This window comes from Brevibacillus choshinensis (assembly GCF_001420695.1).
Classification (GTDB): Bacteria; Bacillota; Bacilli; order Brevibacillales; family Brevibacillaceae; genus Brevibacillus; species Brevibacillus choshinensis.
Window position 1 is genome coordinate 1,747,433 of record NZ_LJJB01000007.1, and the last position, 22,921, is coordinate 1,770,353.

Annotated in this window: 18 protein-coding genes and 1 pseudogene; 14 read left to right on the forward strand and 5 right to left on the reverse strand. The window is 48.3% G+C overall.

The window, feature by feature from the left end:
• Positions 1 to 33: 33 nt before the first annotated feature.
• The 4 genes from AN963_RS08340 to AN963_RS31820 all read right to left on the reverse strand — a co-directional run bounded on the left by AN963_RS08340 (position 34) and on the right by AN963_RS31820 (position 2,302).
• Positions 34 to 1,110: an ABC transporter ATP-binding protein gene (locus tag AN963_RS08340; RefSeq protein ID WP_055744032.1), complete on the reverse strand. Its 1,077-nt coding sequence runs from the start codon at positions 1,108 to 1,110 to the stop codon at positions 34 to 36.
• A 275-nt stretch (positions 1,111 to 1,385) separates the two neighbouring features.
• Positions 1,386 to 1,520: a hypothetical protein gene (locus tag AN963_RS32650; RefSeq protein WP_456263952.1), complete on the reverse strand. Its 135-nt coding sequence runs from the start codon at positions 1,518 to 1,520 to the stop codon at positions 1,386 to 1,388.
• A gap of 48 nt (positions 1,521 to 1,568) precedes the next feature.
• Positions 1,569 to 1,985: a sigma 54-interacting transcriptional regulator gene (locus AN963_RS31815; protein ID WP_236707896.1), complete on the reverse strand. Its 417-nt coding sequence runs from the start codon at positions 1,983 to 1,985 to the stop codon at positions 1,569 to 1,571.
• Positions 1,986 to 2,161: 176 nt separating this feature from the next.
• On the reverse strand, positions 2,162 to 2,302 hold the full coding sequence (locus tag AN963_RS31820) for a hypothetical protein (protein ID WP_236707897.1): 141 nt from the start codon (positions 2,300 to 2,302) through the stop codon (positions 2,162 to 2,164).
• 152 nt (positions 2,303 to 2,454) lie between these two features.
• Here AN963_RS31820 and AN963_RS31825 point away from each other — a divergent pair.
• From AN963_RS31825 to AN963_RS08405, 11 genes and pseudogenes are all read left to right on the forward strand, one after another.
• Positions 2,455 to 2,635, forward strand: a pseudogene (locus AN963_RS31825) (IS256 family transposase); the annotation flags it as partial.
• Positions 2,636 to 3,217: 582 nt separating this feature from the next.
• Complete coding sequence (locus AN963_RS08355) at positions 3,218 to 4,879, forward strand: ABC transporter substrate-binding protein (protein ID WP_055744035.1); 1,662 nt, start codon at positions 3,218 to 3,220, stop codon at positions 4,877 to 4,879.
• Complete coding sequence (gene nikB, locus AN963_RS08360) at positions 4,879 to 5,817, forward strand: nickel ABC transporter permease (protein WP_055744036.1); 939 nt, start codon at positions 4,879 to 4,881, stop codon at positions 5,815 to 5,817. The genes AN963_RS08355 and nikB overlap by 1 nt, the downstream gene beginning before the upstream one ends.
• Before the next feature lie 37 nt (positions 5,818 to 5,854).
• Complete coding sequence (locus AN963_RS08365) at positions 5,855 to 6,715, forward strand: ABC transporter permease (protein ID WP_055744505.1); 861 nt, start codon at positions 5,855 to 5,857, stop codon at positions 6,713 to 6,715.
• Between the two features lie 29 nt (positions 6,716 to 6,744).
• A complete protein-coding gene (locus AN963_RS08370; RefSeq protein ID WP_055744037.1) occupies positions 6,745 to 7,737 on the forward strand; it encodes an ABC transporter ATP-binding protein in 993 nt (330 codons plus the stop codon).
• Complete coding sequence (locus AN963_RS08375; RefSeq protein ID WP_055744038.1) at positions 7,734 to 8,693, forward strand: ABC transporter ATP-binding protein; 960 nt, start codon at positions 7,734 to 7,736, stop codon at positions 8,691 to 8,693. Before AN963_RS08370 ends, AN963_RS08375 begins: the two co-directional genes overlap by 4 nt.
• Before the next feature lie 72 nt (positions 8,694 to 8,765).
• Positions 8,766 to 10,775 (forward strand): S9 family peptidase, encoded by a 2,010-nt coding sequence (locus AN963_RS08380; protein WP_236707898.1) that lies wholly within the window; start codon positions 8,766 to 8,768, stop codon positions 10,773 to 10,775.
• Between the two features lie 22 nt (positions 10,776 to 10,797).
• Positions 10,798 to 12,411, forward strand: a complete 1,614-nt coding sequence (locus AN963_RS08385; RefSeq protein ID WP_055744039.1) for an ABC transporter substrate-binding protein — start codon at positions 10,798 to 10,800, stop codon at positions 12,409 to 12,411.
• Positions 12,412 to 12,467: 56 nt separating this feature from the next.
• Entirely contained in the window at positions 12,468 to 13,469 is a 1,002-nt protein-coding gene (locus tag AN963_RS08390) for a dipeptidase (protein WP_055744040.1), read from the forward strand.
• Between the two features lie 33 nt (positions 13,470 to 13,502).
• Positions 13,503 to 15,668: a CocE/NonD family hydrolase gene (locus AN963_RS08395; RefSeq protein WP_055744041.1), complete on the forward strand. Its 2,166-nt coding sequence runs from the start codon at positions 13,503 to 13,505 to the stop codon at positions 15,666 to 15,668.
• A 421-nt stretch (positions 15,669 to 16,089) separates the two neighbouring features.
• Positions 16,090 to 16,959: a MurR/RpiR family transcriptional regulator gene (locus AN963_RS08405; protein ID WP_055744043.1), complete on the forward strand. Its 870-nt coding sequence runs from the start codon at positions 16,090 to 16,092 to the stop codon at positions 16,957 to 16,959.
• A gap of 413 nt (positions 16,960 to 17,372) precedes the next feature.
• Here AN963_RS08405 and AN963_RS08410 read toward each other — a convergent pair whose 3' ends face one another.
• Positions 17,373 to 18,791, reverse strand: coding sequence for a sigma-54 interaction domain-containing protein (locus AN963_RS08410; protein WP_055744044.1), 1,419 nt, complete (start codon positions 18,789 to 18,791; stop codon positions 17,373 to 17,375).
• A gap of 299 nt (positions 18,792 to 19,090) precedes the next feature.
• Here AN963_RS08410 and AN963_RS08415 point away from each other — a divergent pair, with 299 nt between their 5' ends.
• Genes AN963_RS08415 through gcvPB form a run of 3 tightly spaced genes read left to right on the forward strand, consistent with a single transcriptional unit; the run spans position 19,091 to position 22,912 of the window.
• Entirely contained in the window at positions 19,091 to 19,873 is a 783-nt protein-coding gene (locus AN963_RS08415; protein WP_055744507.1) for an SDR family NAD(P)-dependent oxidoreductase, read from the forward strand.
• Positions 19,874 to 19,923: 50 nt separating this feature from the next.
• Entirely contained in the window at positions 19,924 to 21,312 is a 1,389-nt protein-coding gene (gene gcvPA / locus AN963_RS08420; RefSeq protein WP_055744045.1) for an aminomethyl-transferring glycine dehydrogenase subunit GcvPA, read from the forward strand.
• A gap of 28 nt (positions 21,313 to 21,340) precedes the next feature.
• Complete coding sequence (gene gcvPB / locus AN963_RS08425) at positions 21,341 to 22,912, forward strand: aminomethyl-transferring glycine dehydrogenase subunit GcvPB (RefSeq protein WP_055744046.1); 1,572 nt, start codon at positions 21,341 to 21,343, stop codon at positions 22,910 to 22,912.
• Positions 22,913 to 22,921: the final 9 nt, after the last annotated feature.

The following is a 22,921-nucleotide window of genomic DNA, read 5'->3' on the forward strand; positions in this document are numbered from 1 at the left end:
GGGTGGAGGCTGTGGAGCCGATCACCGGAGCTTTCATTGGGTTACCACCACCCCGTGTTCCGATTTCCAATGGACATAGAGCTCATCACCCGCACCCGCAGGCAGGAGCTGATCGGTCTTCTCCAGAGCAACGAATTGCTTGCCGTTTGTCAGAGTAACGACCGTCCTTGTTGATCCGCCGCAGTAGATCCTCTCCGTCAACCTGCCACAGATTTGGACAATCCGTTCATCGGCAGAGGGCTCTAGGGAAAGAACAGATTTTTCAGGCCGGATTGCCACTGTCACTTTCTCATTTTTGTGAATAGGGAGTGCCGTGGCCGCTATTTGAAAGCCTTCACACTCGATCAGCATATGTTGGTGATCCCGGGCGCTCACCGTACCGGTCAATAGGTTGGTTTCCCCGATGAATTCAGCAACGAATCGCGTCGCGGGCCGCTCATATATCACGGTGGGAGTATCCACCTGCTCCAGTACACCCCGATTCATGACAGCAATCCGGTCAGACATGGTAAGGGCTTCTTCCTGATCGTGTGTGACGAATATAAACGTAATACCCAATTGCTTTTGCAGGTGCTTCAGCTCGACCTGCATCTGTTTACGCAGTTTCTGATCCAGAGCTCCCAGCGGTTCGTCAAGCAATAGCACCTTGGGATTGTTGATCAGCGCTCGTGCGATGGCAATCCGTTGTCGCTGACCGCCGCTGAGCTGATCGGGCTTGCGGTTGACGAAATCTTCCAGCTGGACCAGATTCAGCGCTTTTCTGACACGCGTATCAATTTGGCTTTTGGAGACCTTTTTCACACGCAGTCCAAACGCGACATTTTCGTACGCATTCAAATGGGGAAACAGCGCGTAGCTCTGAAATACCGTATTGACGTCGCGTTCATAGGGAGGCAATTCGTGAACGTACTCGCCGTCCAGCATGATTTGGCCGGAGCTTGGATGTTCAAAACCCGCGATCATTCGCAGCGTGGTTGTTTTCCCGCATCCGCTGGGTCCTAATAAAGTGAGGAATTCTCCTTTCTGGATGTCGAGAGAAAGATCATGGACAACTGTTTGAGGACCAAATTGTTTGACGAGATGCTCTAGTTTTACCATGGGACCAAGCATAGGAACACTCCTTTATACATATCTAAAGATTCAGAATAGCAAGAATAATGCCAAGGCAATTGGCGGATGATTGCATTCGAATGATGTACAAAAAAGCAAAAAGTAAGAAGTTTAGAACGCTGGTTTCTTGAAAATTAGAAAATATTCTCATCACTGAGAAGTTGGTGCCACTCCAATTTGCGATATAGAGTAGCAAGCCCAATCTCTAACTTCTCAGCTACCACTCGTTTCGCTTCGAGCGATTGCCCGTGCTGCTAAAGCATCGCGGAAAGGAGTTACCGTTCGTGTGGGCGGAGTCGTTCTTTCGGGGGGAGTTCGCTTTCGCCGGGAATGGCAATGGCGTTGACGCTATGGTGCTGTCGAATGCGGACAGGGATGCTCTCCAGCCCGATGTAGGGAGTGGTTTCCATATTGACCGCGTATTCGAAGGCATTTTCGAGCTTTCGTACGTTCCCTGGCTACTGGTAGTGGCAGAACATTACTTTTACTTTCGGGGTGAAATCCAGGATCGGGTGGTTAAGCAGTTGGTGGTATTTTGCCAGAAAGTAATCCATTAGAAGCAGGATGTCTTCCGAACGATCACGAAGCGGTGGCATATGTAAGGGGATCACGCTCATCCGGAAGTATAAATCCTCTCTAAATTCATTGTTTCGGACCATTTCCTCCAGGTTTTTGTTGGTAGCCGAAATGACACGAATATTGACCGGCAGCAGCTTGTTGGATAAGACTCGCTCAACCTGCTTCGTTTGGAGGACATGCAACAGCTTAACCTGGAGATGAAAGGGTAAATCACACTCTGGAATGTCTCCGCAGTTTACGATGATGAACGGTCCGTTGCTTTGGGAACTAGCAGAGTGGATGGCGGCTGCCAGCATTGATGTTGGAGGTGCCGCGGGCTACCTGTTCAGCCTGATTGATCACAAGGGCAAGGGGGCGACTTTTCCCATGAATTTCGGAAAAATACCTTTCCCTTGTAATGGATAGGAGTACCCAGCTCTCCCAGCTCTTCCGTGCCCCCCTGAGGTACAGAGGGGTCATACTTGGGATTGTTTCACGCATCCTCGATGAAATAGGGCTGATTGGTGGTGATCACTCTGCCATACAAGTATCCCGCATCAATTTGACCGCCTTCTTCCATGCTGTTGATGCGCTTCTCGTAATACCCAGTGCCGGCAATAATTGTCAGGCTCATGCTCTTTCCCTCCAAGCATGTGATTACCTGTAGCAATTCGGTCGGAAGGAAGGTAAGTCCTCCCAATTTTTGAGAATATTCATTAAAACGCATCGTTATCTTAAGATTTCATGGGGAGCAGGGGATGATAGGACGCGGAACAAGGATATTTTTATCTTCGACAGCTTCGGAAAGTTACAAAGGGAAAAGCCATTTTTCCCACGGATGATGCGCTTCTGAAGATGTTATATCTCGTAACTGGATGTCCTACGAAAGTGGACGGGACGAGACTATAACAAGGACCGGATTCTCTTGCAGCTATCTGTTTTCTTTGAGGTTTCTACACGCTTATAACCACTGATGCATTGAAAGATGCAGTTAACAAAGCTGATAAATGATGGTATGGCGTATGAAGAGCTTGATTGATTTGTTCGGCTGTAATAAATCTTATGCTTGTAGTGAGTAAAGCACCCTTAATTGAAACATCTTTTTCGAATGCAACAGAGGGATGGAGCCCTTTCAATCGTTAACGGATGTACGAGGCTTTACGTTCTGATTGCTCGGCAGGTGAGCAGCTCAATCGGGCTAATCCAAAAGGTATGTAAATCCATATCCGGCTGCAAAAAGCATCCGTTTTTTTCATGTCCTTTGATCAAAACACCCGAGATTGATAGATGCATGGCGCTAATTTTTTCGTTTGTTTTAGCGTTCAGAAAATTCTATAAAGAGTATTTATTTGGAAAAAGGATTGTGGTATAAAAGAAAAGAAGTGAATGATTCTTTTTAAAAATAAAAAAAGTATTTAGTTCTTCTACCTCGATAAGGGGGCTCTAATCAGTATGGGCAGGGCTTTCACCAACGATGAGAGAGCTACGCAAGCCCGAGAATGTAAGCAATGGCTACCATGTTTCGGGATCAAAGAAGGAGGGTTTTTGGTTGAAAAAGATTCAGAGAAAGAGATTTTTGAAAGCAGGGGCATTCGCATTTGCCACGTTGCTGATGCTGAGTGCTTGTAGCAGCGGTGGTAGTAGTGATCCGCAACAAGGTAAAGGGGATGCAGCTGCTGATGAGAAACAAGAGAGTGGAGCACCCGTAGCTGGTGGAACCATTACGATCGCGTTTGACCGGGAACCAGATACGCTTGACGTACACAAATCGACAGGGGCGAGTGTTGTTGATGAAATTGCCCAATTCATGGGTGGTTCCCTCGTGTATATGGACCCAACTTCTCATGAAGTGAAACCGTATCTGGCAGAAAGCTACAAGATTTCTGAGGATGGGAAAACCTGGACCTTTACGATTCGTTCAGGAATCACGTTCCAGGACGGTACGCCGTTTACGGCAGGTGCCTATAAGGCGACGCTTGACCGCATCCTCGATCCGAAGACAGATGCGAAAAGCACGATTGCTTTAATTGACGCGATTAATGAGGTAAAAGCGCCAGATGATAAAACGCTGATTTTGGAATTAAAGGAGCCATTTGCACCCCTCATGCTCAACTTGACGGTCAATGGCTGGCTGCAGCCTTTATCGATGCAGGCAATTGAAAAGGGGGGCGCAGATTACGGCCGCATTCCGGTTGGGCTCGGTCCGTGGAAGTTTGAAAGTTGGCAGCCCGGTGAATCGATCACCTTCACGCGCAATGATTCTTTCAAATGGCCGGAAGCCTTTTATACCAACAAAGGTCCTGTGCACCCAGAGAAGCTGGTTGCCAAGTTCATCAAAAACCGGCAAACCATGATGGCTGCACTTGATAGCGGCTCCATCGATGTGGCGACGCTCGTACCCGCTAAAGATGCGAAGAAGTATAAAGCGAACGAAAAATTTGAAGTATTGGAACAAATGAAGTCAGGTATGGGCATGTATTTGAACTTGAACCAGAAAAGTGAAATTTTGCAGGATCTCCAGGTGAGAAAGGCACTCAACATGGCAATTAACAAAGAGGCGATTATCCAATCGGCTCTGCAAGGCGAAGGCGTTCCTGCTTATGGCCCACTGCCGCCAACCATTATGGGATATGACAAAGAGGTTGAATCCTATGGTTACAAGTACAATGTGGAAGAAGCGAAAAAGCTGCTGGATGCGGCAGGATATGTCACGAACGCATCTGGTGTAAGAGAGAAAGACGGAAAAGCGATGCAATTTACCATGCTTTCCGTAGAAAGCAAGTCCAAAGAATCTCAGCTCGTTCAGGCGATGTTAGGAGAGCTCGGCATTCAGGTGAAAATTAATACGATGGAGCTTGGCGCGATGATGGAAGCGGAACTGAAAGGTGAATTTGATCTGGCAGTTGGGGGCTACTCTTACTTTGATCCTGACATTCTGTATCTGTTCTTCCACTCCAAACAAATCGGTGGCTTCAATTATGCATCGATTAAGGATGAATCCATTGATCAACTCGTTGTCAAAGGACGAAACACGATTGATCCAGAGGAACGCAAGAAGATTTATGCAGAAGCGCAAAAGCGGATGGTCGAACAAGCGTATATCGTGCCTATTTATGTGGACAAGCAATTTACGGTCGTGAACAAGCGAGTGAAAGGCGTGGGCTATAATATCGATCGTTTGCAACTAAACGATAGCTGGGTGAGCAAATAATGAGGCAATATCTGTTAAAACGACTGATGTCCGGGTTGATCGTCTTGGTCGGAGTATCTCTTTTCTCTTTCGCCCTGATTCATCTCATTCCAGGAGATCCGGTACGTATCATGCTTGGGGAGAAGGCAACGAAAGAGCGAGTCGAGCAATTGCGCGAACATATGGGGCTGAACAAGCCCCTGGTCGTTCAATATGTGAACTATGCCACGGGCGTATTAAAGGGAGACCTGGGTACTTCCCTGAAAACGAGTCGACCTGTAAGCATGGAAATAGCCCAGCGTTTTCCAGCCACATTGAAGATGGCATTATCCGGGATCGTCGTCGCGATCGTCGCAGGGGTGATCATGGGTATTCTCGCTGCCAAGTACAAAGATACCTATGTCGATTATGCCATTATGAGTTTGGCAACTCTCGGTATGTCCCTGCCAAGCTTTTGGCTGGGCCTGCTGGTTATCATGGTGTTTGCAGTCAATCTCGGCTGGTTTCCAGTTGCCGGCGGGACAGGCTTCAAGGATTTGATCATGCCGGCAGTTACACTCGGTGTGCTGCTCTCTACTACGATCAGCCGATTGACTCGCTCCGGCATGGTTGAGGTTTTGTCCAACGACTACATCCGCACGGCCCGAGCGAAAGGAATGGGCGAAGGTATTGTGTTATTCCGTCACGCCTTCCGCAATGTCATGATTCCCGTAGTAGCTGTCGTAGGCTTGCAGATGGCTGCTTTGCTCGGTGGAGCGGTAATCGTGGAGCAAGTTTTTAACTGGCCAGGCATTGGTACATTGGCGATTGAAGCGATCAGCTCGAGAGACTTTCCCATGATCCAAGGAATCATCCTGTTCATGGGTGCGATTTATGTAATCGTCAATATCTGTGTCGATCTGCTGTATGCCGTCTTGGATCCACGCATCGACTACAGTACATCGAAAGGGGGCATGTAAGGTGAGTGGCCTCGACCGAATTGTTCAGCATCAAGCCTTGCAGAAACAAGAATGGCAAGCCCCTCGGTTTCAATTAATTAGAAAGATTTGGCAAAATCGTGCAGCCCGATTCAGTATGATGATTCTATTCGCAATTGTGATTTTGGGAATTATCGGACCATGGATCGCGCCACACGATCCGACGAAAACCTATTACGATGCCTTTTTGATGGGACCTTCAAAGGATCACTGGTTGGGCACGGATGCGATTGGCAGGGATGTGCTTTCACGGATGCTGTACGGTACACGTGTTACTTTAATGGTTGCGGTCATGGCTGTCGGCATCACATTTGTGCTGGGGACCTTGATTGGTGTGGTCAGCGCCTATGTGGGCGGTATTGTTGACAACGTTTTGATGAGAATCATGGAGGTGCTGCTCGCTCTGCCAGGTATCATTCTGGCACTTGCGATCGTTGCCGTGCTCGGGCCGAGTCAGACGAATGCGATGATTGCCATCGGGATCTCCTCGATTCCGGCATTCGCAATTCTCATCAGGAGTGCAGCATTGACGATCAAATCGTCTGGGTACGTTGAAGCAAGCCGGTCGATTGGCAGCTCCAACTGGTGGATCATTACTCATCAAGTTATTCCGAATATTTTCAATGTTTTAATTGTCTATACCACACTATTCGTCGGCGGAGCCATTCTGGAGACTTCCGCATTGGGCTTTATTGGTTTGGGTGCGCAGCCGCCAACTCCTGAGTGGGGAACTATGCTGAACGAAGGTAAGGATTACCTGTCGGACGCATGGTGGCTGGCTACTTTTCCTGGTTTGGCCATTACGATCATCGTGTTCACGGTCAATATTTTGGGTGATGCCTTGCGTGATATTTTTGATCCCAAATCACAAGGCAAGTAGGTAAGGGGAATGAAAGGAGGGAGCTTCTGTTGACAAATGTGCTGGACGTCACAAGGTTGACCACACAGTTTACAAAAAAAGGCACGGCTCTAACTGTTGTCGATGAGCTTAGTCTTCACGTGAAAAAAGGGGAGTCCCTCGGAATTGTTGGAGAGTCAGGGTGCGGAAAGAGTGTTGCATCACTCTCCATCATGCAGCTTTTGGGGCAAAATGGCAGAATTCAGCAAGGAAGTGTTCGACTGAACGGACGAGACTTGCTCGCGCTCTCCCAAAAAGAAATGCAACGAATTCGTGGGAAAGAAATGGCGATGATTTTTCAAGAGCCGATGACCTCCTTAAATCCGGTTCTCACCATTGGCAAGCAGATGAGTGAAGTGCTGGAAAAGCATGAAGGTCACAGCAAACAGCAAGCGCGCCAAAAAGTGATTGAACTGCTCACACTTGTGGGAATCCCCCGCGCGACCGAAATTTTTGCTGAGTATCCTCATCGACTCTCCGGAGGGATGAGACAGCGGGTGATGATCGCAATGGCGATTGCCTGCAACCCAACCCTGCTGATCGCAGATGAGCCGACAACAGCGCTGGATGTGACGATTCAAGCGCAAATCCTGGATCTGATCACGAAAATTCGCAAGGAGCTCGGGATGGCCATGATTATGATCACGCATGATCTGGGTGTCGTGGCCGAAACCTGTGACAGGGTAATGGTGATGTATGCAGGTCAGGTGATCGAAGAGGCCGATGCTCGTACCCTTCTACGCAGCCCAAAACATCCTTATACCATCGGGCTGATCAACTCCACTCCGCATAAGTCAAAGGGCGCAAAACGACTGAACAGCATCGCAGGGAGCGTTCCTTCGCCTGACGATTATCCACCGGGCTGTCGATTTGCTCCGCGTTGTGACAAAGTCATGCCGATCTGTTTGACGCAGCGTCCTGAGCTCATTGGGCTGGATCAGCAAGCCTCATGTCGCTGCTGGTTGTACGAGGAAAAGGCAGAACGATCGGCGGTGATGCAATGAATCCGGCACTGTTGGAAGTGAAAAATCTGCAAAAACGCTTTCCGATAAAAAAAGGCTTGTTCAAAGAAGCTAGCTATGTCCATGCAGTAAATGGAATTAATTTGAGCATCTATGAAGGCGAAACGCTTGGGATCGTAGGGGAATCCGGCTGTGGGAAATCAACACTAGGACGCTGCATCCTGCGATTGGTGGAACCGTCGGGCGGGGAGATCATTTTTCAGGGAGAACCATTGCACCAATTTGGAAAAAAGGAAATGAAAGCCGTAAGACGCAACATGCAGATGGTTTTCCAAAACCCTTTCGATACGTTGAATCCGAAACTAACGATCAAACAAATCCTGACAGAGCCATTGGTTGCCCATCGTGTACCTCACCAAGAGCGGGAACGCTTGATCGAGGAGACGATTGAAATCGTGGGCTTGAGCAAGCGCTACCTGCTCCGCTATCCGCATGAGTTTTCCGGCGGTCAACGGCAACGTATCGGGATTGCACGGGCGTTGATGCTCCGCCCCAAGCTGATCATTGCCGATGAACCGGTTTCAGCCTTAGATGTTTCGATACAAGCCCAGATTCTTAACCTGCTTCAAGATTTGCAGGAGCAATTCTCTCTTACCTACGTGTTCATCTCGCATGATTTAAGTGTTGTTGAGCATATCGCAGATAGAGTAGCCGTCATGTATCTGGGTGAGATCGTCGAGCTTGCGACAAAGGAAGCGTTGTTTGAAAAGGCGCTGCACCCCTATTCACAAGCGCTTCTGTCAGCCGTACCACAAACAGATCCCGACGACAACAAGGAACGAATTATCTTGAAAGGTGATTTGCCATCGGCATCCAATCCCCCAACCGGCTGCAAGTTCCATCCTCGCTGTCAAGCTTGCATGGAGATCTGCAAAACAGAGGTCCCTATGCATCGAGAGGTAGATGGCAGGTTGGTTGCGTGCCATCTCTATGAGTGAATACGAAGTTTTACAAAGGACAACAAGCTATCCACATAAAGCATGGGAAACTGATCAAATGGGAGGCAGGAAATGATGAATGTAAAGCAAAGGCTGGTTACACCAGAAGACATTGTCAAGTTCCAATGGCCGAGCAATCCAACAATTTCACCAGATGGCAAGAAGGTTGTCTATGAGAAAACAGTGGTTCGCACAAAAGAGAATGATTACGAAACGCATGTACATCTGGCTGATAGTAGCGGCCAAGAAAAGCGTATCCTGACCACCTCTGGAACCAGCAATCTGGGACCTGCTTGGTCACCTGACAGCAAAGCAATTGCCTATTTGTCCAATCGTGAAAACGGGATTCAGGCATGGCTTTTGACGCTTGACAGTGGGGAGGAAAAAAAGCTTACGAGATTCCGTCACGGGATCAGCTCGCTGTTCTGGTCGCCAGATGGGGACTATCTATATGGATTAGTACCGGTTCATGCGGAAAAATCAATTGTCGAAACGTTAGCTGACGACAAAACGCAACAAGAGCTGGATGAGCAGATCGCACAAGTGAACAAAGCGTGGGCTGCCGGACCCAAGCGATATGATCAATCCTACTACAAACTGGATGGCGTAGGTTTTGATAAGGGACTGAGAAGGCAATTGGTCGCGATACATCTGGCTACTGGCGATTGGAAACTGCTGACGAATGGACAGTTTGATGCCAGTGAACCCGTAATCTCTCCAGATGGATCCTACATCGCGTTTGTTGCCAATAGGGGAGAAGCACCGATCTACGGCGGGCAAATTTTGCGAGTGCCGACAGCTGGAGGGGAGCTCGAAACGCTCTACCCCGAGGCGGATGCCAAGGTTCCGGTGTACTCGCCGGATGGCAAATGGATCGCTTTCTTGGCAAATAAAGAGCACAAGCAATTATATGTGATGGACGCAACTGGCGGCCAAGCGCGTCTTCTGTCGGGGGAGTACCCGTTTTCAATGGGGGATCTTACTTTTACCGATATGTACTTTCTCCGCTATCCCATGCGACCGCAATGGTCACGTGACGGTGAATGGATCTATGCATTGAGCACGCGGGAAGGCAAGAACGAGGTTGTCCGTTTTTCCAAAGAACAGGAAGGTGCATCTTTCGAGGTTGTGGTCAAAGGTAACCGGACGATCTTTCATTTCTCATACAATGGTAATGACGGCTTGACGATCGCATATTCGAGTCCAAACCAGCCGGGGTGCATTGCGTTTGTGAATAGCAATGGAGAAGAAGTGCGACTAGATGATTGTAATGAGCAGTTGATGAGCGAGCTGATTGTAGCAGAGCCGGAAGAGTTCACCTTCAGTTCCATAGATGATTGGCAGATCCAGGGCTTTCTGTTGAAGCCAGCATCATTTACTCCAGGGGAAAAATACCCGATCCTGCTAGACATTCACGGTGGTCCACATTCCATGTTTTGCTACGCCTATTTTCATCAGATGCAGGTATTTGCCGCCCAAGGCTATGCCGTGTTGTACATCAATCCGCGAGGCAGTTCAGGATTTGGTCGTGAATTTTCCGAGGCGGTACATGGCGATTATGGTGGCAAGGATCATCAGGATCTCTTGAATGGTTTGACAGAAGCTGTACGGCGCTTTGACTTCCTGGATGGAAGCCGAGTTGCGATCAATGGCATCAGCTATGGCGGCTTCATGGTGAACTGGCTACTGACCAAAACAGATCAATTTTTTGCTGCCATATCGGAAGGATGCATTTCCAACTGGATTTCAATGTATGGCACAAGCGATATTAGTCCTGTTTTTATCGAGCAAGAGTTCGCTGGTAAAACGGATATGGAGACGCTCTGGAAACACTCTCCGTTAGCGTATGTCGACAAAGTGAGAACGCCGCTGTTACTGCTGCATTCAGAACAAGACCTGCGTTGCCCAATCGAGCAAGCGGAACAATTTTATATTTATCTCAAGCGATTGGATCGTGAGGTTGAATTCCTGCGTATGCCTGATGCCAGCCACGGATTGTTGCAAATCGGTAAACCTGCTTTGCGTATAGCACGGGTCCAGGCTATGGTTGAATTCGTTTCCGCACGGTTACCACAAGTCTGATCAGCGAAAGAGGGGGGTTTTCATGCGTCTTTTCCGAGTATTGCTTGTCTCGCTTCTCTGTTTGACAGCAGGATGCAGTCAATCTGTCAGTACCAAACCCCAACCAGAGCAGTCCGCATCAGTCCCGACAGCGGGAGGAACGATTACCCTTGCGATGACAGAAGAACCGGATACGCTGGATGTTCAGGCCAGCTCTATGCTTGTGACTGAATTTATAGGAGGCTATCTGGGTGGTGCCTTGCTTTTCGAAGATGAGAAAACCATGCAAATCAACCCGTCTCTTGCAACATCATACACCGTCTCAGAGGATGGAAAGACTTGGACGTTTACTTTGCGTTCGGATGTCCGCTTTCATGACGGAACACCGTTGACCTCCAATAGCTTTAAAGAGACATTCGAACGAGCTCAGTCGAAAGAATTTGCCCAACAAAGTACGGGATCATCCCTGTCCTCGATTGAATCGATCACGGTACCAGATGATCAAACGCTCGTGCTTCATATGAAACAACCGTCTGCTCCGCTCCTTTCCGATCTCGCCAGCCCCGGTTGGGCGCAGCCGTTGTCTTTGCAGGCAATCGAAAAGGCGGGAAAGCAATACGGGCGAAGTCCCGTTGGTGTAGGGGCCTGGAAATTCGAAAGCTGGAAACCAGGGGAATCGATCTCGATGGTACGCAATCCTGATTTTCATTGGGCGGACGCGTCTGCACAGAATCAGGGTCCGGTTAAACCAGACAAGCTTGAGATTCGCTTCATTAAAAACAGCCAGACGATGCTCGCGGCATTGGATAGCGGTTCTCTCGATGTGGCCACCAATGTGCAAGCAAAGGATGCCAAAAAATATCGATCCAACGAAAAATTCACGGTACATGAGCAGTTGAAAAGCGGTCTTGGCTTATTTATCGGATTGAATTTGCAAAAAGAAATCTTCCAGGATATTGGCGTACGCAAGGCACTTAATATGGCTGTAAACAAAGAAGCGATTGTGCAAGCCTCCCTGCAGGGGGAAGGCGTACAAGCCTTTGGACCGTTGGGCGAAGCGATGTTTGGCTATGATCCTTCAATAAAAGATTACGCTTATTCCTATCAGCCCGAGGAAGCTGGCAAGCTGTTAGAGGAGACTGGCTGGAAGCTGAATCCTCAAGGCTTGCGAGAGCGTAATGGCACACCGCTGCGCGTACATTTGTTGAGCATGGAACGTTTTTCTCAGAGCGCACAGTTGGTTCAAGGCATGCTGAAGGATGTCGGTATCGAGGTGGTTATTGATACGCTGGAACCGGCAGCGATGATCCAGACGGCTTTGTCCGGTGATTATGACATGACCGTCATGGGGTATGGTGCTACCGATCCGGACGTCTTGTTCCAGTATTTACATTCCAGTCAACGCCAGGGAGGCTCCAACTTCTCCGATATAGCTGACGAGCAGATCGACAAGCTACTCGAAAAAGGCCGTGTTACCGTGAACACAGACGAGCGAAAGCAAATTTACGTGGATCTGCAAAAACGGATGGTAGAGCAGGCGTATTGGGTTCCGATTTTTACGGAAAAAAAGTTTACCGTTATCAATAACAGGGTCCATGAGGTAAGGCTTCATCCACTGGGCTACCCCGTCTTTCAGGATAGCTGGGTAGAACTGTAAGGGAATCGATGAATCACACATGAAGTAGCGGTTAGTTGGAGAGGAGAGTAACGCAGATGTCACTTATTATCGATGGTCATTTTGATCTTTTGATGGATGTCGCCATTCAACGGGAACAAGGCAAAAAAAAGGTAATTGAAACCCATTATCTACCTGACTTTCAAGCAGGCGGGATTGGGGCGGTCATTTGCGCGATCTTTGTTGACAGTAGTTTTTTGCCGGAAATGGGTTTGCGAAAAGCTCTGCAGCAAATCAGCTCGTTGCATGCAGAGGCAGCCGAATCACCTGACAAAATCATGGTGTGCAAAAGCGTCGATGATTTGCTCACGGCGCAAAGCACGGGCAAGCAAGGCTTCGTACTGTCCTTAGAGGGTGCCGAACCACTTTATAACGACTTGAGCATGCTGCGTATTTTTTATGAGCTGGGCGTACGGTTTCTGGGGCTGACGTGGAGTCGTCGAAATTTCGTGGGAGATGGGAGTCATTTCAGCTCCGTGCGGGAAGGTAGACCGGGCGGAATTACAGATTTTGGTGTTCAATTGATCGAAGCAGCAGAAGAGATGGGGATCATCATCGATGTCAGTCATATCAACGATGAAGGTTTTTGGGATGTGATGTCGTTTGTCAAAAAGCCGGTTATCGCTTCTCATTCGAACTGTCGGGCATTGGCATCCTCCATGCGGAATCTCACAGACGAGCAAATTAAAGCGATCGCAGGCACAGGCGGCGTCGTTGGCATGAATGCGGTCAGTTTCTTTGTTTCCGAAACAGACGAAGAAGCGGACGTAGAACATCTGGTCGATCATATTGACCATATCGTGAAGCTCGCAGGCGTGGAGCATGTGGGGCTGGGGCTGGACATTACCGATGAATTCATGAAATATGTTTCGCCGGATAGTATTGCATCGATGCCACGCAAGCCATTCGATATTGTGAAGCGGCATTCCAGTGTTCCCCAGATCATCCATGTCCTCGAAAAAAGAGGCTATACAGACAGGGCAATCGAGCTGATCATGGGGCATAATTTCCTCCATTTGTATCGAGAGGTATGGCGATAAAACGTTCGAGAAAGAGACAGGAGGCTTAAGCTTATGGAACCGATCATTCCGAAGGGTGAAACGTACAAGCTTTATGAATCCGGCATTCATCTCGCCGATTTGTACGATACGGACAATGGATGGCTTCAACGCAGGAGGACATTGGAAAAGGACGGCTGGACGGAGCTCACAGAGATTTCATCTGAAAACCAAGGGTACAGCTTACCACTGCAGTCGATCGCTGAGCGGTTGGGCGAGTGGAACACAACGGATTGGGATGCAGCCGATGATGTGGTGACGAGCTGGGGTGGACATTATCAGCGGTATTTTCAAGTGTCAGCACACATCCAAGGCGAGATAAAAACGGCGTGGGTATGGGCACTTCGAGATGAGAAGCTGCCGATCGATCTGATAGTTTTGGATCAGCAAATTATTGCTTTTTTGTTCAGTGGCAGAGGTGAAAGCACCGTTCTGGTTAAACCAGGCTTTGAAGAACTTACTCCGCTGTCTGAATGGAACCATTCGCTGCTCTCCAAGGCAGAATATGGCGTCACCCGGTTGGGGAGACACGATGTAACCATGCGCGATGGCATCAAGCTCGCTACTGAAGTGTGGCTGCCGAGTGGAATGCCAGAAGGAAATCGGGTACCGACGATCCTTGTCCGCACACCGTATGGCAGAGTCACTGAACATTTCGGGGGTTCGCAATGGCTGCGCTTTGTAAGAAGGGGCTATGCCCTGGTTTCACAGGATACGCGTGGACGTGAAGATTCAGAGGGTGAATGGCTGCCGTGCGCCAATGAGATAGAAGATGGCGATGACACGTTAAACTGGATTGCAGCTCAATCGTGGTCAGATGGAAAAGTGGGCATGATCGGTGGGTCGTATGGCGGATTTGTCCAATGGGCAGCGGCCGCATCAGGAAATCCGCATCTGCAAGCGCTTGTCAGCTATGTGACTGCCGGTACTCCTTTCGTCGATTTGCCTCGAAAAGGCGGGACGATCCTCTCCGGTACATTGGCTTGGGCATTTGCCATGGCAGACCGTAAGAAAGACTTTGAAGCAGCCGTTCGGGATGATTGGGATGAAGTGTTGGCCATTCGACCGTTGATAGATATTCCTACAAAAGCGTTGGGCAAGGAAGTCCAATTCTGGAATGAATGGATGAGTCATTCTGACAACGACGATTTCTGGGCGAGAGCGGATTGGAGCTTATACGGGGATAAAGTAAACGTACCTGCGTTACTAATCTCAGGCTGGTACGACGATAACGGGGCTGGAACCACAGAAGCATGGGAGATGTGTGAAAAGCACGAACGAGAAAACCTAAAGCTGATCTTGGGTCCTTGGTACCACCAAGCCAATACGACTCGATCCATTCACAATGTGCAATTTGGCAACAATGCGATCCGCTATGATCTGGATATCCTGCAGCAGCGCTGGTTTGACCGCTTTCTCAAAGGGATGGATAACGCAGTGGAACAAGGGCCGCGCGTCCAGTATTACATGGTGGGGGAAGACGAGTGGAAGACCAGTGAAAACTGGCCGCCGCAGGAGGTTGTATATACGCCGTATTACTTGCTGAGTGGTGGACAGGCGCAAACAAGCCGCGGGGACGGAGTGCTTTCTGCGCAAGAAGCGTTTGCGAATCAAAAACCCGACAGCTATCAGTTTGATCCGCAGGATGCCGCCCCTTTTCTCATCGATATGTCGGAAAATGAGTGCAGTGTACCTGAGAACTACTATGAGGTAGAGCTGCGAGAAGATGTCTTGGTATACACTACGCCACCGCTTGAAGAGGAGCTTGTTATCGCCGGAGACATATACGCAGTGCTCTATGCTTCCAGCTCGGCTCGGGATACCGATTGGCTGGTGCGACTAACGGATGTGGATGAGGAGGGCAACTCCATCCGGCTTTCGGATGGGCTGATCCGTGCCCGTTACCGCCATTCCACACACCAACCGGAATTGCTGGAACCAGGAAAAATAGAGTGTTACGAAATCAAAATGAGCAAAATTGCCAATACATTCAAAAAGGGACACTGTGTCCGTGTATCTGTCACATCAGGAGCTAAAAATTTAGCGTTTCCCAACCACAATACTGGCAATGATCCAGCAACTGACATTGCTTTTATCGTCGCTACGCAACAGGTATTTCATGACGCAGAGTATCCAAGCCATGTAAAGCTTCCCGTTTTGCAGACTAGACAAAACGGCTAGAGTAAGGTCATATCTGTGGGAAATGTGGTAATGAACAGGGAGAAACGGGATCAGTGTGCAGCTGATTTCGTTTCTTTTTTCAACGTATCAGAATTTATAAGCGTGAACGCTTTTGAATTCTGAAGCGCATGAAGAAGTGCCTCAGCGTCCGCTTCTGGCATCACTTCGATAAACTTTCCGCTAAGACGCGGTCGCTCATCCCTGAGAAGGAATCGATAGAGGTGTTCTTATCTCATTCAGTTGTCGCATATGGCATTTCTTATGGTGCGAGTGTAAACTTTTTTGTCAAAGTAACCATTTACGTGAATGTGTACTTGGAGGGAATAGCCTATAGTAATAAGATAGAGGATAGGATACTGAAATATATAGCAGACAAAACAACTAAGCAGATAGCGGAAATTAAGTATCGGAGGGGCACTTTATGCAGGAGCAAATGACATTTGAGAATCTAGTAAAAGAAAAATATAATGGCCTATCCGCTGCGCAGAGGAAAGTAGCCGCACATCTTGTGCAGCATTTGGATCAAGCGGCTTTCAACACGGTCGTACAGATTGCCCGAGAAGCAGAAGTGAGCGAAACGACTGTGATTCGCTTGTCTTATGCACTTGGTTTTAGTGGCTTTACTGAAATGCAGGGGAAAATCCAGCAGCAAATCGTGCAAGGAACTTCATCTGCTCAGCAGCCAAATCGCAGGCCGAATCCAATCACGACGGCAGGAGAAGAAAATCTGTTCAGACAGACGCTGGAAAATGAGATTGCGATTATGCAGCACAATCTCACTCTATTAAACGAGGCAGAAATGTGGAGTGCCGTCGACATATTGACGAAGGCAGACAACATTCTCATCATCGGGCACCGTGGCTCACATGCAGCGGCAAACTGGCTGTCATTTGTGCTGGGAATGGCGCGGGAGAACGTGCATTTATGCCCTGCAGGTGGGAATTCATATGAGAAGCTATTTAGCATGAATGAAAATTCCGCAGTTATCGTCATTTCCTTTCCGCGATATTCCAAAGAGTCCTACAAAATTGCCGAAGCAGCCAAAATGCTGGGCAGCAAGCTGATTGCCGTCACGGATCGCCTACTGTCGCCAGTCGGTCGCATCAGTGACATCGCGTTGATTTCTGAATTAAATGTAGACATCAATACCGGAAACAACTCCATGGCTGCGGTACATAGTATTTTGCATATACTGAGCCTTGGTATTATGGCGAGGAATCGAGATGTTATGCAAGCGCGCCAAGAGCGTATGGAACAGGTTTATAGCAGTCAGGACGTTTTTATTGAATAGGTCTTCTATTTGGTACGAAAAAATCTAGCGGAAAGCTACTGCCGATTAACATAGTGAGGCGGCATTTGCAAGGTATTTTATGGAGACCGCTGTTTCTTTTGTTCCATCAACGAAAGAGGAAAAGAGCTTGTTATGATCATCGACAAACAGGAGTAAGCCAATAAGGATGGCAAGTATAGGTAGCTAAAAAGAACCAGATAGACTCTGGTTCTTTTCTTTTGGTTGAACCGGACGTTGAAGGACAAGATTTGAAACACGAAAACAGGTGCATACGGATGCACTAATTTATCACTATGTTTCAAGCTTGCAAAAACCTCCCGAAATCCATACTGCTCTGTGAAAGTGAGAACAGTATGGATGTACCCGCATTATTGCGAGGCTCTCCACTTCAATGAGAAGAGAGGTTTTTTCTATTACGGTTTAGGTTCTTTAATACCGTGTAAATTCAGTTTTCTATACAAAGTCCGAATGCCTATACCAAGTTCTTTTGCTGCCTCTGTTTTGCCCTTACCATCGTACCCATGCTTGTTCAAAGCAGCTCGAATCGTTTCCGCTTGAACATCCGTCAGTGTTGTTTTCATCGCTTGTTCATGATTGACTTTGTGCTTCAACAGTCGATCCGGAAGGCTGAGCACAGTAATCTCATCTTTTGTCTCCATATGCAGTGCGTATTCCACTACATTTTCAAGCTCACGGACGTTTCCCGGCCATGTGTACGTTTGCAGTACGGCGATCGTTTCCGATGAAAAACCGAAGATGTCTCTGCCTGCTTTCATTCTTCCTTTTTGTAAAAAAGCAAAGGCCAGCTCTTCGATGTCACTTTCTCGCTCTCGCAAAGGGGGAACGGTTAACGGTATAACATGCAAACGATAGTAGAGATCAGCCCTAAATTTTTTCTGTGCGACCAACTCTTCAAGATTGTGGTTGGTTGCAGCGATGATCCGCACATTGGTCGGTATTGATCTTGTTGCGCCTATTCTTTCAATAGTTGATTCCTGTAATACTTGCAGCAGCTTCGGCTGCATCTGCATAGGCATATCCCCAATCTCATCGAGAAAGAGCGTCCCTCCTTCTGCTAATTCAAATTTGCCAGGCTTGCCCCCTTTTTTCGCACCGGTAAAGGCCCCATCTTCATACCCAAACAGTTCACTTTCAAACAGGTTTTCAGGTATGCTGGCACAATTTACAGCGACAAAAGGAAAAGTGGCCCGATTGCTTGTTTCGTGAATGGCTTTGGCTAGATGTCCTTTTCCTGTCCCGGTTTCACCTGTAATCAGTACGGTGGAAGAGCTGTCTTTGATTTTATCGATCTTGTGTTTGAGCTCGACGATGACCTGACTCGTTCCTTTCAACGAGTTATAAGAGGGGAGCCGAACAGGGATGGCAACAGGTCGGGTTATTTGTCTCTCCTGTTTGACAATCGTGACAATGATTTCGGTCACTTCTTGAAGAATTTGTTGATACTTATCCAATCGTTTTGAGAGTCGATTTTGCCCTTCTTTTGTAAAGGAGGTGAGCGCCACGACACCAATGGGGTGGTCTTCCAGGTTGATACAGTTTAGTACCTCCATTTTCGCCGGGCAGTGAGTATTAAAACGGCAGCCTGAACAAGTATCCATATAACCCGGTTTGTCCACGAGATATCGCCCATTTGTGAGCACTTCTTCAATGGAAGGCACGTGCACACTTTGACCTTTATGCTTTAAGTACCGATGAGTGCTGACGACTAGCTTTCCATCTTGGTCAATCACTGCTGCGTCAACATCAAAAATATGAGAGATGCTGGTGATGATTTTTTCAATGGATGGCTTGAATACCTCAAGTGAATGCATGTATAACCCTCTTTCTAAAGAAGTGTATGCTACAGCTTGCACGCAAGGTAAGGAATAGGCGAAATATTCGTTCTTTGGCAATTGTAAATGAATTTGACAGGTATGACAATTTGCTTGTCACGTCTTTTGACAATAAAAATGACAGTTATGACAAAACTAGATCTGGTTTTATCAACTGAACAAATGTGTGTAATGAGAAAAACCGCGTTGCAGGCCAAAATAAGAATATTGGCACAATAGTTGCTTTCACAGTGAAGGCATGCAGGATAGCTACAACTATGAAGGAGGAAATCATCACCATGCAAACAGACAATGATGTGTTTCGGTTACAAAGAAAAGTAGCGGTAGTAACGGGGGCTGCTTCAGGGATCGGTCTCGCGACAGCAGAACGGTTAGCTGAATTCGGGGTACATATCATGCTGCTCGATATCAATGAGACACTCGGCGAGAAAGCAGCCGCCAATATCGAAGCGGCAGGAGGAAAGGCGAGATTCTACAGGTGCAATGTCAGCTCTCAGAGTGATTGTGAGCGTGTTGTAGCCCAGATTGCTGAAACATTTGGACGCATTGATATTTTGTTTAACAATGCGGGGGTCATTCGTCGCCAAACGGTTGTGGAGTTGGAGGAACAGGATTGGGATTTGGTGATGGACGTTTCCCTGAAAGGAGCTTATCTCCTCTCCAAATACGTCATTCCTGTCATGGCGAGAGGAGGAGGGGGAAGCATTATCAACACGGGATCTGGCTGGGGATTGAAAGGCGGAGACAAGGCGGCAGCCTACTGTGCGGCAAAAGCAGGTGTTGTCAATCTGACACGTGCCATGGCGATTGACCATGGAAAGGAAAATATTCGTGTCAACTGTGTCTCTCCAGGTGATACCGACACTCCCTTGCTGCGGGATGAAGCTCGTCAATTACAGCAAGAGGAAAGCTCCTTTTTACGAGCATCAGCAGCTGGACGGCCACTGGAGCGATTGGGATCTCCCCGCGATATTGCCAATGCCGTTCTGTTCCTGGCGAGTGATCTGTCGGCATGGGTGACTGGATCGGTACTGGTAGTGGATGGCGGAGGTTTAGCGTAAGCAAGAAGAGATCGCCACGCACAAATATGGAAATGGAGGAACCTAAAACAATGAAAAAGAACCGTCAAGTCGCTCATCCCTATATTCCCAACTCTGTACCACAAGTCCAACAGGAAATGCTGCGAGAGATTGGTGTAGTAAGTATGGAAGATTTGTATGTGGATATCCCGGAGCATTTACGTCTAAGGGAAGCGATGGACATTCCGCCTGCGTTGACGGAATATGAGCTGCAGCGCCACATGGAAAAAGTAATGGATAAAAACACAACCTGCAAAGAGAATATCAGCTTTTTGGGAGCAGGCTGCTGGCAGCACTTCATTCCTTCTGTTGTAGATGAAATCAACTCGCGCTCGGAGTTCCTGACTGCTTATGCTGGCGAACCTTACGAGGATCACGGTCGCTTCCAAGCGCTGTTTGAATACCAGAGCTTGGTCGCTGAACTGGTTGATATGGATGTTGTCAATGTACCCACCTTCGACTGGGCACAGGCTGTATCAACTGCTTTGCGCATGGCATCTCGCATCACGAAGCGAAATGAACTGCTTCTCCCCAAAAATATCTCTCCAGATAAACTGTTAATCATAAAAAACTATGCATCCCCTGATCTAAAAGTCATGTTGGTAAATTACAAAGAGAGCACAGGCATGCTGGATCTGGACGATTTAAAGAGCAAGCTCAGTCAAAATACGGCTGCTGTTTATTTTGAAAATCCGACCTTCTTGGGGCCGATTGAGGCAAACGGACAGAAAATCGCCGATCTCGCCCACCAAGCTGGAGCGATTTGTGTGGTCGGCGTTGATCCGAATTCATTAGGAGTATTGGCTCCTCCTAGTCATTATGGGGCAGATATCGTATGCGGTGACTTGCAGCCATTAGGCGTTCACATGCATTACGGCGGAGGGCAGTCTGGCTTTATCGCTACTCATGACGATCCCACCTTTGTCATGGAATATCCGTCTCGCTTGTTTGGCATTGCTCCGACGGAGGTGGAAGGCGAATACGGTTTTGGGGATGTGGCGTATGAACGCACTTCATTTGCCCAGCGTGAAAAAGGCAAGGAGTCTGTAGGTACGCAAACAGCACTGTGGGGAATTACCGCGGGCGTGTATCTAGCCCTGATGGGACCACATGGGATGAAGGAACTTGGACAGGGAATCATGCAGCGTTCGCAATATGCGGCCAATCAGCTTTCTTCCATTCCTGGCGTTACGTGCAAGTTTGCTTCTGCTTTTTATAAAGAATTTCTCGTTGATTTTAGTCAGACGGGCAAGTCAGTGAAAGAGATCAATCAAGCGCTGCTTGCAAAAGGAATTTTTGGAGGGGTAGATATGTCACAGGCTTTCCCTGAATTGGGACAAAGCGCTCTTTACTGCGTGACTGAAGTACACAGCAAAGAGGATATCGATACAGTCGTCCAAGCGATCCGGGAGATTGTCTAGAAACCATAGAGAAAGGAACGATGGCAGGATGAAACGAATTGTGAGAGACCATAAAGTGAGAAAATTCCACCAAGCCAAGTGGGATGAACCGGTTATTTTTGAACTGCATCAGCCAGGTGAAAGAGGGGTAGAGGTTCCCGAAGTAGAGGAAGAGATCGAAGCCGTTGTAGGAGATGGCCTATCAAAAATCCCTGCGGGCATGGAGCGCAAGCAGTTGCCGAACCTGCCTGAAATTGGCCAGATGAGGGTCCTTCGCCACTACCTCAGGATTTCTCAAGAGACGCTTGGTGCTGATCTCAACGTGGAAATGGGGCAGGGAACATGCACGATGAAGTACTCGCCAAAAGTGAATGAAAAGTTTGCGCGTTCTCCCAAAATGGCAGAATTGCATCCGTTGCAGGACGAGTCAACTACACAAGGGATGCTGGAAATGACGTACCGTTTAGACTTGGCTATGCGTGAGATTTCAGGGATGGATAGCTTCTCATTCCAACCTGGAAGCGGCACGCAGGCATTGTTTGCGATGGCATCGATTGTGCGGGCTTACCATGAATCGAGGGGAGAAGGCCAGCAGCGTGATGAGATCATCACCACCATTTTCTCTCATCCTTCTCAGGCAGCGACAGCGGCAGTCAAAGGCTTTAAAATCATTACGCTCTATCCTGACAAAGATGGCTATCCCGATCTTGATGAACTGAAGCAAGTCGTGTCTGAACGAACAGCCGGATTTGTCGTCGCCAATCCGGAAGATACAGGCATTTACAATCCGCGGATCAAAGAGTTTACCCAAGTGGTGCATGAGGCGGGAGGAATCTGCTATTACGACCAGGCGAACGCGAATGGACTGCTCGGCATTACCCGTGCGAGAGATGCTGGTTTTGACATGTGCTTCTTTAATCTGCACAAGACATTCTCGATTCCTCATGCGTGCGGAGGGCCTGCCACAGGCGCACTTGGGGTATCAAAAGAGCTGGAACCATTCTTGCCAGGCCCAATCGTCGATTTCGATGGAGAGCGCTACCATTTCAAACGGGATTTGGCACACAGCATCGGAAAAGTGAGAAGCTTCTACGGAGTTCCACCAGCGGTATTGCGTGCGTATGCGTGGATTCGCAGCTTGGGAGCAGCAGGTTTGGAAGAGGTGGCCAAGGTAGCTGTCTTAAATAACAACTACTTGTACCATAAAATCACGCAAATTCGTGGAGCGAGTGCCCCCTATATCAAAGGCAGACGATTGGAGCAGGTCCGTTACAGCTGGGAGCAGCTGACGAAAGAAACGGGGATAACGACAGAAGACGTGCAGCGCAGAATGTGCGATTTCGGCCTGCACTACTGGACCAGTCACCATCCGTATGTCGTTCCCCAGCCGTTTACGCTTGAGCCCACAGAGTCATATTCCAAAGCGGAATTGGATGAATATATCAATGCGCTGGCGCAAATCTCCAAGGAAGCGTATGAACAGCCCGAGATCGTGAAAACGGCTCCGCATGCGAGCGTTGTGCACAGGATCGAGGAATCTGTATTGGATGATCCGAAGCAATGGGCTATCACCTGGAGATCGTACCTCAAGAAGGCAGAAAAAGAATACTCGCATAAATAATACGAAATG